Consider the following 13490-nt stretch of genomic DNA (forward strand, 5'->3'; position numbering starts at 1 on the left):
AGGCCGCCACGGGGCCGGCGGCCGACGTCGTCAGCTGCGGTCCAGCCTCGGGATGAGCACCTCGCGGTAGAGGATCAGCAGGGCGGCCGCGGTGGGCACCGCGATCAGGGCGCCCACGATGCCCAGCAGGGTGCCGAAGGCCAGGGCGGCGATCACGGTGACCGGTCCGGGGACCTGCACCGAGCGCGCCATCACCCGCGGGTAGATCACGTAGGCCTCGAACTGCTGGTAGACCAGGTAGTAGACCAGTCCGGCCACCCCCTGCGGCACCGAGCTGCTGAGGCAGACCGCGGTGACCAGCACCATGCTCAGCGTCGAGCCGACCAGCGGGATGAAGCTCAGGATGGAGACGACGGCGGCCACGGCCAGGGCGTACTCACCCATCCCGATGATGCTCAGGAAGACGAAGGAGAGCACCCCGGCGCAGGTGACCACCACGAACATGCCGGTCAGGTAGGAGCCCACCTTGCCGAAGATCTGGTCGGCCAGGTAGCGCACCCGGGGCCGCTGGCTGGCCGGGGAGAGACGGTAGATGACCTGCTTGATCGCCGGCAGCGAGCTCATGAAGTACAGCGTCAGGACCAGGGTGACGATGCCGGCCACCAGCACGTTGGCGATGAAGCGCCCGGCTCCCAGCAGCCCCCCGAACAGCGCCTGGATCAGGTCCCCGGAGGTGATGAAGTCGGTCACCCGGGTGACGATCTGGTAGCGCGCGTCGAGGTCGGCGAAGACCGGGTTGTCCCGCATCCGCACCAGCGACTCCGGCGCCGTCTCCAGCAGCAGGTTGATCTGCTGGGTGAAGACCGGGAGGACGGCCAGCACCACCAGGGTGAGGAAGGCCGCCAGGGCCAGGAACACGCCCAGCACCGCGAGCACCCGGGGCAGACCGCGCCGGGTCATCACCTCCACCACCGGGTTGAGCCCGACGGCCACCAGCAGCGCCACCACGACCGTCAGCAGGATCGTGCTGACCTCCAGCGCGGCCTGGAAGAGCAGGTAGGCGGTCAGCACCCCGAGGCAGCCGAAGAAGCCGAAGCGGTACGGGGAGGCGATGTGCACGCGCTGCCCCGACGAGACGACCGGGGCCGGACGGACCTCCGTCGGAGGGCGCCCGGGCTCGTCAGGGCTGGCCTCGGTCATGGCTGGGATCCTTCCACGGTGGTGGCCTCACCGTAGTGCCGACCCAGCGCCCGGCCGGTCAGCGCCGCGGCGGGCCGGACGTCTGCTGCTCCCCGCTCGCGGCCTCGCTCTCGCCGCCGTCCTCGGTCCCGCCCTGACCGCCGCCGTGCTGCCCGCCGGCGCCCGCCCGCGGCAGCACGGTCGTGGTGTCGTCCGACCCCGTCCCGGGCACCTCGACGTCGACCAGCGTGGCCGCAGCACCGCCGTCGCCGCCCGGCGCGTCGGCAGGACGGTCCGATCCGGCGTCCTCGCCCTCGCCCGCGGCCACGGCGGGCCGGGGGTCGTCGTCGGGGTCGTCCAGGCTGGAGTCCAGGGGGTCCATGGCGTCGTCGCTGAACTCGCCCGCCGTCGCCGTGACCAGGGCCGACAGGTGCGACAGCTGGGCCACGATGCCCTGGCGCCGCTGCTGCAGGGAGGCGATCTCGCGCTTGAGCGCCTCGATCCGGTCGTCGTGGCGCTGGGTGGCCCGCTCGAGGCTGACCTTGGCCTGGGCCCGGGCCACCGCGATCTGGTTCTCGGTCTCGCGCAGCACCCGGGTCCGGGCGGCGTCGGCCTCGACCACGGCCTCGTTGCGGATCCGCGTCGCCTCCGCCACCACGGCAGCCAGCTCCTCGTTGGCCTGCTGGCGCTGGGCCGTGTGCTCGGCCAGCGTGGCGGCCAGCGCGTCGGTGGCCTCCCGGTGCTCGGCCTGCAGGGCGGTCAGCACCTCCGAGCGGACGGTCTCGGCCTCCAGCCGCCACTGCGCGGCCTGGGTCATCGCCTGCTGGCGGACCACGTCGGCCTCGCGCTGGGCGTCCTCGCGGGTGCGTGCGGCGAGGCTGACCGCCTCGTGCTCGACCACGGCGGCCTGCTGGCGGGCCCGGTCCAGCAGGATCTCGGCCTCGGCGTTGGTGCGGGCGACCACGTCCCCGGTCTCGCGCTCCAGCCGGGCCCGCTGGTCGTCGGCGTGCTCCTGGGTGGTGAGCCGGATGTCCTCGGCCTCGCGCATGGCGGAGTCGATGATCTCCTGGGCCTGGACCCGGCCGGCCGCCACGATCCGCTCGGACTCCCGCTGGGCGGCGTCGACCACCTGGCGGCCCTGGTCGCGGGCCAGCTGCAGGATCGCCGTGGTGCGGCTGCCCACGTCCAGGCCCTCGTCGGGGTCGCGCGGGGCGGCCGGCAGCTGCACGGTGGGCTCGGCCTGCTGGGTCTCGGCCAGCTGCTGCTCCAGGCGCTGGATCCGCTGCTGCTGGCTGCGCAGCCGCTGCTCGGCCTCGCGGACGTAGGCGTCGACGTCGCGGCGGTCGTACCCGCCCAGACGGGTCTGGCGGAACCCCGTCTCCGCGGTCTGGTCGAAGAAGATGTCGAGCCCTGAGCTGTCGTCGTTCCCGGCCATTGGTGGTCCTCCCGAAGTCGTCTGCCCGACAGGCTAGTCGAGGACGGTGACGTCGCGGTGGGTCCCACCGGTCGCCGCCGGCTGCACCAGCTCCACCAGCACGCCGCCGGTGTCGGAGGGGTGCAGGAAGCTGATCAGCGACCCGGCGGTGCCCCGACGGGCCTCCGGCTGCAGCAGGCGGAACCCGCGTCGACGCAGCTCCGCGCTGACCTGCTCGAGGTCGCGGACCCGGTAGGCCACCTGCTGCACGCCGGGGCCGCGACGCTCCAGGTGGCGGGCGATCGGGGAGTCCGACCGGGTAGGGGCCAGCAGCTGCACCCGCGCGCCCAGGCCGTCGCCGGTGGTCAGCATCGCCTCCTCCACCCCCTGCTCCTCGTTGTGCTCGCGGTGCTCCAGCCGCCACCCGAGCCGGCCGGTGTGCAGGGCGAGCGCCTCCTCCAGGTCGGGGACGGCGTAGCCGATGTGGTCCACCCCCTCGAAGAGGTCCCCGGGCAGGGCGCGGCCCCCGTCCGGGTCGTCGGTGCTGCTCATGGTCCGAAGCCTAGGGCTGCTCCCGCCGGGCCGGGGGAGTCGAGCACTAGGCTGGACGGGTCCGCACCGACGTGGCTGCGGGTCGCCGAACGGGAGGGTCAGCTGATGGGGTCGGTCGTCGTGGGAGGGGCGCGGACGCCCTTCGGCAAGCTGCTGGGAGCCCTCTCCGCCCACTCCGCCACCGACCTCGGCGGGCTGGCGATCGCCGCGGCGCTGGAGCGCTCGGGCGTCGACGCCGGTCAGGTCGACCAGGTCGTGATGGGGCAGGTGCTGCAGGCCGGGACCGGTCAGCTGCCCGCCCGCCAGGCCGCGGTGAAGGGCGGGATCGCGATGGACGTCCCCGCTCTCACCATCAACAAGGTGTGCCTCTCCGGTCTGGCCGCGGTGGCCCTGGCCGACCAGATGATCCGGGCCGGGGAGTGCGACGTGGTGGTGGCCGGCGGCATGGAGTCGATGAGCCAGGCCCCCCACCTGCTCCCGGGCTCGCGGACCGGGCACCGCTACGGCGACGTCACCCTGCGCGACCACATGGCCCACGACGGGCTCTGGGACGTGTGGACCGACCAGGCCATGGGAGCCCTCACCGAGAGCCGCAACACCGGCGCACTGCACGTCAGCCGCGAGGACCAGGACGCCTTCGCGGCCCGCTCGCACCGCCTGGCCGCCGCCGCGCAGGCCTCCGGTGTGCTGGCCGAGGAGCTGGTGGCGGTCAGCGTCCCGCAGCGTCGTGGTGAGCCGGTGCTGGTCGACGCCGACGAGGGGGTGCGCGGCTCGGCCACGGCGGAGTCCCTGGCCGGCCTGCGTCCGGCCTTCGCCGTCGACGGGACGATCACCGCCGCCTCCTCCAGCCCCATCTCCGACGGAGCCGCGGCCTGCGTGGTGATGAGCCAGGAGGCGGCCGAGCGGCTCGGGGCGAGGCCGCTGGTGGAGGTGCTCGGCTACGGGCAGGTGGCCGGGCCGGACTCGAGCCTGCAGCTGCAGCCCGCCGCCGCCACCCGCCGGGCGTGCGAGCGGGCCGGGATCGGTGTGGAGGACCTGGACCTGATCGAGATCAACGAGGCGTTCGCCGCGGTGGGTCTGGCCAGCGCGCGCGACCTCGGCCTGGACGAGGAGCAGGTGGAGCAGCGGGTCAACGTGCACGGCGGGGCGATCGCCCTCGGCCACCCGATCGGCGCCTCCGGCGCACGGCTGGTCCTGCACCTGGCCCTCGAGCTGGCCCGGCGGGGCCGTGGCCACGGGGTGGCGGCCCTCTGCGGCGGCGGTGGCCAGGGCGACGCCCTGGTGCTCCGCGCGCTCGGCTGAGCGGTGGCCGCCCCGCCCACCTCCGGTGGCCCCCCGCGCACCGACGCCGACGACCTCGGGTCGCTGCGGGCCCTGGTCGAGCAGGCCAGGGCGGGGCGCCCGCGCGCCGTCGGCCGGCTGATCAGCCTGGTCGAGGACGGCGCGCCGCAGCTGCCGGCGCTGATGGCCGAGCTGGCCCCCACCAGCGGGCGGGCGCACGTGGTCGGCCTGACGGGCTCACCCGGCGTCGGCAAGTCCACCACCACCACGGCGCTGGTGCAGGCCCTCCGGGCGCGGGGGCAGGTGGTGGGCGTGCTGGCCATCGACCCCTCCTCGCCCTTCACCGGCGGTGCGCTGCTGGGGGACCGGGTGCGGATGCAGGACCACGCCCTGGACCGTGGCGTGTTCATCCGGTCGATGGCCACCCGGGGCCACCTCGGCGGGCTGTCGGCCGCGGCCCCGGCGGCGCTGCGGGTGCTGGACGCGGCCGGCTGCGACGTGGTGCTGGTGGAGACGGTGGGGGTCGGCCAGTCCGAGGTCGAGGTGAGCGCCTGTGCCGACACCACCTGCGTGCTGCTCGCCCCGGGGACCGGCGACGCGATCCAGGTGGCCAAGGCCGGGATCCTCGAGGTGGGCGACGTCTTCGTGGTCAACAAGGCCGACCGGGACGGCGTCCAGGCGGTGGTCCGCGACCTGCGGACGATGCTGTCGATGGGCGCCCCCGCGGCACCGGACGCCTGGCGCCCGCCGGTGGTCCGGACCGTCGCCTCCCGGGGGGAGGGGATCGAGGAGCTGCTGGAGGCGGTGACCGCCCACGCCGAGAGCCAGCGGGCCGGCGGCGGGTGGGCCCGGCGCCGCCGGCGGCGGGCGCGGGAGGAGATCGAGGCGCTGGCCCTGGCCCGGGTCCGCGCCGACTTCCGCCGCTCGGCCGGTCCCCGGCTGGACGAGCTGGCCGCCGCGGTCAGCGAGGGGGAGCAGGACCCCTACCAGGCCGCGGCGGACCTGCTGGCCGGCCGCTGAGCGTCCCCGGCGCGCCGGGATCGGCCCGCCTGCGCCCGGACGGGTCCCGGAGCGGGCATGATGTGTGCGACCTCCCCCTTCCTACTTCCCCGGAGGACTTCGATGAGCTGGGTCAAGAAGATCGTCGTGATCCTGGTGGTGGCCTTCGCGCTCTTCTACCTGTTCACCCGTCCCGAGGACGCCGCCGCCGCGGTGCGCGGTTTCGTCGGCGCCTTCGGCTCCATCGCCACCTTCTTCGACGAGCTGGCGGCCTGAGGCCAGGTCGGCGGGCGGGGCGATGGGGTCCGTGCTGTCGGGGCTGGTCGACCCGCAGGTCGACCGGCACCTGATCGCCGACGAGGGCGAGGTGGTCATCGACGAGGTGCGCAAGCACTGGGTGGCGGTGGGAGGCTGGGTGAGCGGGCTGGTGGCCTGCACCCTGGTGCTGGCCGCGATGCCCTTCGTCGGGGCCGCCTGGTGGCTGCTGCTGGTGCTCGGGCTGGCCGGCGCGGTGGTGTGCCTGTACCAGATCCAGTCCGCGCACATGGACCGCTTCGTCATCACCAACATGCGGGTGTTCCGGGTCACCGGGATCTTCAGCCAGCACCTGGCCACCATGCCGATCCAACGGATCCTCGACATCGCGGTGCACAAGCCGCTGGCGGGACGGGTCTTCGGCTACGGCCACTTCGTCTTCGAGTCCGCAGCCCAGGACCAGGGCCTGCGCGACATCCGCTGGGTGGGGCGTCCGGACGAGCGCGACCTGACGATCCAACGGGTGATCCAGCGCTCCGGGGTGCGTCGGAGCATGGCAGTCTCGGGCGACGACGGCGCGGCGGTCGCGGCCCCCGGGGTCCGCGGGCCGCGGGAGCAGGGTGCGGGTCGACCGGACCCCGAGCAGGGAGCGGACGGAACCTGATGGCTGAACGGCACCGCCTCCCCTTCGACCCGATCGAGCGGGCGGCCGACCAGTGGTCCCAGCGCCACCCCGAGGTGGCGCGGATGCGCGCGGTGACCTCGCTGATGCGGGTGCACCAGCTGGTGCTGAGCGAGCTCGACGAGCTGCTCCGCCCGCTGGGTCTGACCTTCGCCCGCTACGAGGTGCTGGTGCTGCTGTCGTTCAGCCGGCGCGGCTACCTCCCGCTCGGCAAGATCGGGGAGCGGTTGCAGGTGCACGCCACCTCCGTCACGTCCCTGGCGCAGCGTCTGGACGCCGCGGGGCTGATCGAGCGTCGCCCGCACCCCGACGACGGGCGGGCGGTGCTGGCGGCGATCACCGAGTCCGGGCGCCGGGTGCTGCAGCAGGCCACCGACCTGATCACCGCCGCCGGGTTCGGCCTGACCTCGCTCAGCGAGACCGAGTGCGACGCGCTCTCCAGCCTGCTCCGGGGTCCGCGGGCGGCGGCCGGGGACTTCTGATGGCCCTGATCGACACGCCGTCGGCCGACGGTCCCGGCACCGCGCCCGCGGGCCCTCCGGCCACCCCGGGTGGACGTCCGCGCCGGCTGGTGGTGGTCGCCGACAGCGACTCCTACCTCAAGTGGTCGGCCGCCCTGGTGGCCCAGCTCGGTGAGGGCTGGCAGGTCCGGGTGCTGCTGGTCGCCTCCCCGATCACCCCCTCGCCGGCCCAGGTGCTGGCCGCTGCGGGACGCCCGATCGCCCCGGTGTCCTTCACCCGCACGCTGACCCTGCTGGCGCGGCTGCGTCCGGACGCCGTGCTGCTGGCCGCCACCGGCCCGGTGGTCCGGGCCCTGATGGACTACCCGTTGCTGCGCGGTCGCCGCCGCCCGGTGCTGGTGACGGGGCTGCCGGGGATCAGCCACCCGCCGCGGCGCCGGGGCATCCGGCGGCGCGACGGGTGCGACCTCTTCGTCCTGCACAGCCACCGGGAGTGCCGCGAGCACCGGCTGGTGGCCCAGGAGATCGGGGTGCGGACCGAGTTCGTGCTGGCCACCCTGCCCTTCCTGCGCCGCCGCACCCGGGCCGAGCCCGGCGGCACCGACGTCGTCTTCGCCGCCCAGGCCAAGGTGCCGACCACCCGGGAGGAGCGCGAGCACCTGCTGACCCGGCTGGCCGCGGTCCCGGCACCGCTGCGCCCGGTGGTCAAGGTGCGGGCGCTGGCGGGGGAGCAGCAGACCCACCACGAGGAGTGGTCCTACGCCGAGCTGTGGCCCGGGGTGGCCGCCCGGCACGGCTGGCCGACCGACCGCGTCACCTTCCGGGCCGGCTCGATGGCCGAGGCGCTGGACGAGGCGCACGGGTTCGTCACCGTCTCCTCCACCGCCGCGCTCGAGGCGCTGCACGCCGGGGTGCCCACCACCGTCCTGGACGACTTCGGGGTCTCGGCGGAGATGATCAACCTGGTCTTCACCGGGTCGGGTCTGCTGCACGGGCTGGAGGACGTGGTCGCCGACCGCTGGAGCGAGCCCGAGCCGTCCTGGCTGCACGACAACTACTTCCACCCCGCGGCCGAGGACGGCTGGCGGGTGCGGCTGGAGGAGCTGGTGGAGCGCCGCCGCGTGACCGGAGGGCTGGGGCCCGTGGCGCTCAGGCCGGCGGCGCGTCCGCGTCGGGTGCTGCGCCGGCAGGCTCGCGTGCTGCTGCCAGCGTGGGTGTGGAGTGCCGCCAACCCACTGCTCCACCGGCTACGGCGGAGATGAGCTCGGCCGAGCCCGCACGCGCGGCCAGCACCCGCTCGGCGAGCTCGCGCACCGCACCGCCGCCGGCGGGCCGGCTCAGCACGACCCGTGCCACCTGCAGCACCAGCGGGTGGGAGTCCCGCACCGCGACCGGCCAGCCGACCACCGAGAGCGGGCCGAGGTCGTTCACGTCGTTGCCCACGTAGGCGGTCCGGGTGGGGTCCAGACCGCGCTCGTCGAGCCACGCACGGATCGCGGTGGTCTTGTCGTCCACCCCCTGCAGCACGTCGACCCCCATCTTGGCCGCCCGGGCCGTCACCACGGGGTTCCGCTCCCGGGAGAGGATCAGGAAGGGGACCCCGGCCTGGCGCAGGAAGGACACCCCCAGGCCGTCGGCGCGGCTGACCCGGACCGTCTCGCGGCCGTCCTGGTCGACGTAGGCGGTGTCGGGGGTGTGCACGCCGTCGAAGTCGGTGATCACGGCGTCCACGTCGATCTGCCCGGGCACCGTCGGGTCGTCCTCCAGCCCGCGGTCCAGGACGTGGGCGAAGGCGTCGGCCACCGCCAGCTCCTCGGCGGTGTCGATCTCCAGGCTGGCCAGCTCGGAGACCGGGACCACCTGGGTGCGGCCGAAGAAGCGGTGCCGGTGGGCCCGGAAGCCGTCGGTGCGCATCACGTAGAAGGCCCCGGTCTCACGGAAGTCCGGGCGGCGGTCCTGGCGTCGGGGGCGGACGGCGGCGTCGTGGTTCTGGCCCACCACCGGGCCCCGGCCCGGCTCGAGGTCCGCGTCGGCGTCGCGCCAGAGGAACTCGTAGCTCTCCACCGCGGAGAAGGTGGTGTCGGCCCCGCCCTCGGTCACCTGGGCGATGCCGGCGTCGATGTCCTCCCCGCGGATGAAGGGGCTGGTGCACTGGACGAAGACCATCACGTCCGCCGCGACGCCACGTCGCTCCAGCTCGTCCAGGGCGTGCAGCAGCGCGGACTCCGAGGAGGCGGTGTGGTCGGCCAGGGCGGCCGGGCGGTCGATCACCTCCGCCCCGGCGGAGCGGGCGGCGGCGGCGATCTGGGCGTCGTCGGTGGTGACCACCACGAGGTCGACCCGGTGCGCGGCGCGGCTGGCGTGCACCGCCCGGGCGATCAGCGGGATGCCGCCGATCAGTCGGAGGTTCTTGCCGGGGACGCCCTGGGAGCCGCCCCGGGCCGGGATGATGGCGACAGTGGTCACGGGCGGCGACTGTAGGACGTGCAGGTGGACGCCAGGTGAACGTCCGGCCACCCGCAGGTCACGCACCCCTGGGAGCAGCTACTAGGACGTCCTAGTATCGGAGGGGACGACGAGGAGGTCGTGATGGCGGCAGGAGCGGGACGGGCGCGGTGGGAGCGGGCCTACCGGGAGGCGGAGCGGCGCGGTCAGGTGCGCGAGGCCGACTTCACGACGCTGTCCGGGGCCCAGGTCGACCCCGTCTACGGACCACCGGACGAGGCCGCCGACCCGCGGGTGGACCGGATCGGCTGGCCCGGTGAGTTCCCCTTCACGCGCGGGCTGCACGCCACCGGCTACCGCGGTCGCCCCTGGACCATCCGGCAGTTCGCCGGGTTCGGCAGCGCCCGGCAGACCAACGAGCGCTACCGGATGATCCTGGACGGCGGGGGCGGTGGGCTCAGCGTGGCCTTCGACATGCCCACCCTGATGGGCCGCGACTCCGACGACCCCCGCTGCCTCGGCGAGGTCGGCCACTGCGGGGTGGCGGTGGACTCCGCGGCCGACATGGAGGTGCTCTTCGACCGGATCGACCTCGGTGCCGTGACCACGTCGATGACCATCTCCGGCCCGGCGGTGCCGGTGTTCTGCATGTACGTGGTGGCCGCCGAGCGCCAGGGCGTCGACCCGGCGCGGCTCGACGGCACCCTGCAGACCGACATCTACAAGGAGTACATCGCCCAGAAGGAGTGGATCTTCGACCCCGAGCCGCACCTGCGGCTGATCGGTGACCTGATGGAGCACACCACGGCCACCATGCCGCGCTACAAGCCGCTCAGCGTCTCCGGCTACCACATCCGCGAGGCCGGGGCGACGGCGGCGCAGGAGCTGGCCTTCACCCTGGCCGACGGGTTCGGCTACGTCGAGCTCGGCCTCTCCCGCGGGCTGGACGTGGACGTCTTCGCCCCCGGCCTGAGCTTCTTCTTCGACGCCCACCTGGACTTCTTCGAGGAGATCGCCAAGTTCCGTGCCGCCCGGCGGATCTGGGCGCGGTGGATGCGCGACCGCTTCGGGGCCACCACGCCGCGGGCCCAGTGGCTGCGGTTCCACACCCAGACCGCGGGGGTCTCGCTGACCGCCCAGCAGCCGTACAACAACGTGGTCCGCACCGCGGTGGAGGCGATGGCGGCCGTGCTGGGCGGGACGAACTCGCTGCACACCAACGCCCTGGACGAGACCCTGGCGCTGCCCACCGAGCGGTCCGCGGAGATCGCCCTGCGCACCCAGCAGGTGCTGGCCGAGGAGACCGGGGTGCTCAACGTGGCCGACCCGCTCGGCGGCTCCTGGTACGTCGAGGAGCTCACCGACCGGCTCGAGGCCGAGGCGGAGGCGGTGTTCGCCCGGATCGAGGCGATGGGGGAGCGGCGCTCGGCGCACCCGATCGGCCCGATCACCTCGGGGCTGCTGCGCGGCATCGAGGACGGCTGGTTCACCGGGGAGATCGCCGAGTCCGCCTTCCGCCACCAGGTGGCGGTGGAGAAGGGGGACAAGCGGGTGGTCGGGGTCAACTGCCACACCGGCACCGTCACCGGCGAGCTGGAGATCCTCCGGGTCAGCCACGAGGTGGAGGCCGAGCAGCGACGGGTGCTGGCCGAGCGGCGGGCCTCCCGCGACGACGCCGAGGTCGCCCGCACGCTGGCCGAGCTGCGTCGGGTGGCCCGCGGCACCGGGTCGACGATCGAGCCGATGCTGGCCGCCGTCCGGGCCGAGGCGACCCTGGGTGAGATCTGCGACCTGCTCCGCGAGGAGTGGGGCACCTACACCGAGCCCGCCCGGTTCTGACGGCCCGGACGGGGCTCCCCGCACCGCCACCGGCGGCCCCGGGGGCGCCGGCTCTGGTCCGGCCCGCGGCGAGGTGCGTCGCTCGGCCGGTGGGACCGTAGGCTCCGCCCCATGACCCCGGACCGTCACGAGGACCACGTGGTCGTCGTGGGCGCCACCTCCACCGCGGTCCGGCTCGCCGAGGAGCTGCAGAAGTCCGGTGAGCGGGTGGTGGCGCTGACCCGCGTCGGCGACGACGACCACGACGACGAGCTGGCCGAGGCGGGCGCCCGGGTGCTGCCGGTCCGCCGGGTCGGGGAGGCGGAGCTGCGCGAGGCCGGTGCCCCCCGGGCCCGCTGCGTGGTGGTGCTGGGCGCCGACGACGTCAACGTCATCCGGGTCGCGCTGATGGTGGAGGAGATGTGCCCCGGGGTCCGGCTGGTGCTGGAGATGGCCAACCCCGACCTGGCCCGCCGGCTGGAACCGCTGCTGGGGGAGTGCGTGGTCCTCTCCGCCGCGGAGATCGCCGCGCCCTCGATCGTGGCCGCGGCGCTGGAGAGCTCGGAGGTGGAGACCTTCGAGCTGGCCGGGCGCCCGGTGGTCGCCGGGGCCCGGGACCGCGTGGGAGGTGAGCTGCTGGCCGTGCTCGGCGACACCACCCGGGTGGGCACCGACGCGCTGCTCCCCGTCGACGGGGACCTGGTCCTCGGCACCGAGATCATCGGGCGCGCCGGCGGATCGGTGCGGACCACCGGGCTGCCCGGGGCGCTGCGACGCACCTTCGACCGGCGGCTGCGGTGGGTGCTGCTCGGGCTCGTCGCGCTGATCGCCGCCTCGGCGGCGTACTTCCGGCTCAACGGGGTCGGCTGGTGGCAGGCGCTCTACCTCGCGCTGACCACCTCCACCCAGACCGGGGTGGACGTCGAGGTGGAGGCGCTGCCGCTGGTGGCGCGCTTCGGGGCCGTGGTGATCCAGCTGTTCGGCCTGACCCTGTCCGCCGGCATCACCGCGGTGGTGGTGGACCTGCTCGTCACCAGCCGGCTGGCCGCGCTCACCGGTGGCGTGCGGGGCAAGCCCCGCCACCACGTGGTGGTCTGCGGGCTGGGCCGGATCGGCACCTCGGTGATGCTCCGGCTGCACGAGCGGCGGGTGGCGGTGGTGGCGGTCGAGCGCGACGAGGACGGCCTCGGGGTGCGACGGGCCCGGCAGCTGAAGGTGCCGGTGGTGATCGCCGAGGGCACCGACACCGCCGCGCTCGAGGTGGCCGGGATCGACCGGGCCGACGTGGTGCTCGCCCTGACCGACGACGACGCGGCCAACCTGGAGATCGCGCTGGTGGCCAAGGAGGTCAACCCCCGGGTCCGGGTGGTCACCCGGCTCTTCGACCACGCCCTGGCCGCCCGGGTGGAGCGGACCATGGACCTCGGTCCGACCCGCAGCGTCTCGGTGCTGGCCGCCCCGGCCTTCGCCGCCGCCACCCTGGGCCGGCACTCGGAGACGATCTTCCCGGTGGGGAGGCGGGTGCTGATCTTCACCGAGCTGACGATCACCGACGAGCTCGGCGGGACGCTGCCGCCGTCGGTCGTCGAGCGTCCCGGCCTGGTGCGGCTGCTGGCCGTGCAGCGCCCCGGCGGCGTCTGGTCCTGGCGACCGGACGACACGCCCCTGTCCGCCGGGGACCGGCTGGCCGTGGCGGCGACCCGCACCGGGCTGGCCGAGCTGCTGTCCCGGCTGCACGGTGCGGACCCGGTCGGGCGGAGGTCGGCGTGAGCGACGCGCGGGGCAGGACCCGGGTCGCGGAGCCGATGCCTGCTGCGGAGGTCGAGCGCTGGCGGGCCGCCCCGCTCAGCTACGCCGGGGCGTGGGAGCCCGGGGCGCTGCTCGACCCCGACGGCACCGGCGTGCCCTCCCCGGGACGGGGCTGGCACCGGCTGCACCACACCCGAGAGGTGCCGGCCGACCGGTGGGAGGCCGCCGGGCGGGCGCTGCTCACCTGGCAGCTGCAGCTGGGCAGCCGGATCGGGGTGCGGGCCGAGACGTCCCCGCTGCAGCCGGGCACGGTCGCGGTGCTGGGGATCGGGCCGGTGCGAGCGCCGGTCCGGGTGCTGGCGGTGCGGACCGGGCCCGACCTGGTGGGCTTCGCCTACGGCACGCTCCCCGGGCACCCGGAGGTCGGTGAGGAGGCGTTCTGGCTGGAGCGACGCGGAGACCGGGTGGTGGGCGTCGTCTCGGCGCTGTCGCGTGGCGGCACGTGGTACACCCGCCTCGGCGGCCCGGTCGGCCGACGGCTGCAGCACGTCGCCGCGTGGCACTACCTGTCCGTCCTGGGGCGCTCCTGAGTCCGCGGAGGGCTCAGCGGGTACGAGGTCCCTGAGCCAGCGACGGGTGCCCCCTGCGGACGTCGTGGCGGCCCGCACGCAGGGGATGGCGAGGTCGGCCACCCCGGCGCACGCTCACGCGACTG

Annotated in this window: 13 protein-coding genes; 9 read left to right on the forward strand and 4 right to left on the reverse strand. The window is 74.8% G+C overall.

The window, feature by feature from the left end:
* Window positions 1–30: 30 nt before the first annotated feature.
* From BLT52_RS13805 to mce, 3 genes are read right to left on the reverse strand one after another with little or no spacing between them, the layout of a single operon-like run.
* Window positions 31–1140: an AI-2E family transporter gene (locus tag BLT52_RS13805; RefSeq protein WP_090594379.1), complete on the reverse strand. Its 1110-nt coding sequence runs from the start codon at window positions 1138–1140 to the stop codon at window positions 31–33.
* A 58-nt stretch (window positions 1141–1198) separates the two neighbouring features.
* The gene (locus BLT52_RS20895) at window positions 1199–2554 is read right to left on the reverse strand and encodes a coiled-coil domain-containing protein (protein ID WP_157677138.1); all 1356 of its coding nucleotides are present in this window, start codon (window positions 2552–2554) and stop codon (window positions 1199–1201) included.
* A 33-nt stretch (window positions 2555–2587) separates the two neighbouring features.
* Window positions 2588–3085: a methylmalonyl-CoA epimerase gene (gene mce, locus BLT52_RS13815; RefSeq protein ID WP_090594380.1), complete on the reverse strand. Its 498-nt coding sequence runs from the start codon at window positions 3083–3085 to the stop codon at window positions 2588–2590.
* Window positions 3086–3190: 105 nt separating this feature from the next.
* Between mce and BLT52_RS13820 the strand changes: the two genes are divergently transcribed.
* The 6 genes from BLT52_RS13820 to BLT52_RS13840 all read left to right on the forward strand — a co-directional run bounded on the left by BLT52_RS13820 (window position 3191) and on the right by BLT52_RS13840 (window position 8025).
* The gene (locus BLT52_RS13820) at window positions 3191–4387 is read left to right on the forward strand and encodes an acetyl-CoA C-acetyltransferase (protein WP_090594382.1); all 1197 of its coding nucleotides are present in this window, start codon (window positions 3191–3193) and stop codon (window positions 4385–4387) included.
* 3 nt (window positions 4388–4390) lie between these two features.
* Window positions 4391–5386 (forward strand): methylmalonyl Co-A mutase-associated GTPase MeaB, encoded by a 996-nt coding sequence (gene meaB, locus BLT52_RS13825; protein ID WP_407922607.1) that lies wholly within the window; start codon window positions 4391–4393, stop codon window positions 5384–5386.
* 102 nt (window positions 5387–5488) lie between these two features.
* Window positions 5489–5641 (forward strand): hypothetical protein, encoded by a 153-nt coding sequence (locus BLT52_RS21075; protein ID WP_172804045.1) that lies wholly within the window; start codon window positions 5489–5491, stop codon window positions 5639–5641.
* Window positions 5642–5663: 22 nt separating this feature from the next.
* Window positions 5664–6284, forward strand: a complete 621-nt coding sequence (locus BLT52_RS13830; RefSeq protein ID WP_090594383.1) for a PH domain-containing protein — start codon at window positions 5664–5666, stop codon at window positions 6282–6284.
* Window positions 6284–6784: a MarR family winged helix-turn-helix transcriptional regulator gene (locus BLT52_RS13835; RefSeq protein ID WP_090594385.1), complete on the forward strand. Its 501-nt coding sequence runs from the start codon at window positions 6284–6286 to the stop codon at window positions 6782–6784. Before BLT52_RS13830 ends, BLT52_RS13835 begins: the two co-directional genes overlap by 1 nt.
* Complete coding sequence (locus tag BLT52_RS13840; RefSeq protein ID WP_090594386.1) at window positions 6784–8025, forward strand: DUF6716 putative glycosyltransferase; 1242 nt, start codon at window positions 6784–6786, stop codon at window positions 8023–8025. Before BLT52_RS13835 ends, BLT52_RS13840 begins: the two co-directional genes overlap by 1 nt.
* Here BLT52_RS13840 and BLT52_RS13845 read toward each other — a convergent pair.
* Window positions 7913–9229 carry an acylneuraminate cytidylyltransferase gene (locus BLT52_RS13845; RefSeq protein WP_090594388.1) on the reverse strand — a complete coding sequence of 439 codons (1317 nt, stop codon included), beginning with the start codon at window positions 9227–9229 and terminating at the stop codon, window positions 7913–7915. The genes BLT52_RS13840 and BLT52_RS13845 overlap by 113 nt on opposite strands.
* A gap of 123 nt (window positions 9230–9352) precedes the next feature.
* On the opposite strand from BLT52_RS13845, the gene BLT52_RS13850 reads away from it, so the two are divergent.
* The 3 genes from BLT52_RS13850 to BLT52_RS13860 all read left to right on the forward strand — a co-directional run bounded on the left by BLT52_RS13850 (window position 9353) and on the right by BLT52_RS13860 (window position 13365).
* Window positions 9353–11047 (forward strand): acyl-CoA mutase large subunit family protein, encoded by a 1695-nt coding sequence (locus tag BLT52_RS13850; protein ID WP_090594390.1) that lies wholly within the window; start codon window positions 9353–9355, stop codon window positions 11045–11047.
* A 111-nt stretch (window positions 11048–11158) separates the two neighbouring features.
* Window positions 11159–12796 (forward strand): NAD(P)-binding protein, encoded by a 1638-nt coding sequence (locus tag BLT52_RS13855; protein ID WP_090594391.1) that lies wholly within the window; start codon window positions 11159–11161, stop codon window positions 12794–12796.
* A complete protein-coding gene (locus BLT52_RS13860) occupies window positions 12793–13365 on the forward strand; it encodes a DUF1990 family protein (RefSeq protein WP_231946320.1) in 573 nt (190 codons plus the stop codon). Before BLT52_RS13855 ends, BLT52_RS13860 begins: the two co-directional genes overlap by 4 nt.
* The last annotated feature ends 125 nt before the right edge of the window (window positions 13366–13490 follow it).

This window comes from Auraticoccus monumenti (assembly GCF_900101785.1).
GTDB lineage: Bacteria > Actinomycetota > Actinomycetes > Propionibacteriales > Propionibacteriaceae > Auraticoccus > Auraticoccus monumenti.

Bases quoted from the DNA above. Each gene is read 5' to 3' on its own strand.
- BLT52_RS20895 (WP_157677138.1), bottom strand. From the start codon at position 2,554: ATGGCCGGGAACGACGACAGCTCAGGGCTCGACATCTTCTTCGACCAG.
- BLT52_RS13835 (WP_090594385.1), top strand. From the start codon at position 6,284: ATGGCTGAACGGCACCGCCTCCCCTTCGACCCGATCGAGCGGGCGGCC.
- BLT52_RS21075 (WP_172804045.1), top strand. From the start codon at position 5,489: ATGAGCTGGGTCAAGAAGATCGTCGTGATCCTGGTGGTGGCCTTCGCG.
- BLT52_RS13850 (WP_090594390.1), top strand. From the start codon at position 9,353: ATGGCGGCAGGAGCGGGACGGGCGCGGTGGGAGCGGGCCTACCGGGAG.
- BLT52_RS13820 (WP_090594382.1), top strand. From the start codon at position 3,191: ATGGGGTCGGTCGTCGTGGGAGGGGCGCGGACGCCCTTCGGCAAGCTG.
- BLT52_RS13855 (WP_090594391.1), top strand. From the start codon at position 11,159: ATGACCCCGGACCGTCACGAGGACCACGTGGTCGTCGTGGGCGCCACC.
- BLT52_RS13840 (WP_090594386.1), top strand. From the start codon at position 6,784: ATGGCCCTGATCGACACGCCGTCGGCCGACGGTCCCGGCACCGCGCCC.
- BLT52_RS13805 (WP_090594379.1), bottom strand. From the start codon at position 1,140: ATGACCGAGGCCAGCCCTGACGAGCCCGGGCGCCCTCCGACGGAGGTC.
- mce (WP_090594380.1), bottom strand. From the start codon at position 3,085: ATGAGCAGCACCGACGACCCGGACGGGGGCCGCGCCCTGCCCGGGGAC.
- BLT52_RS13830 (WP_090594383.1), top strand. From the start codon at position 5,664: ATGGGGTCCGTGCTGTCGGGGCTGGTCGACCCGCAGGTCGACCGGCAC.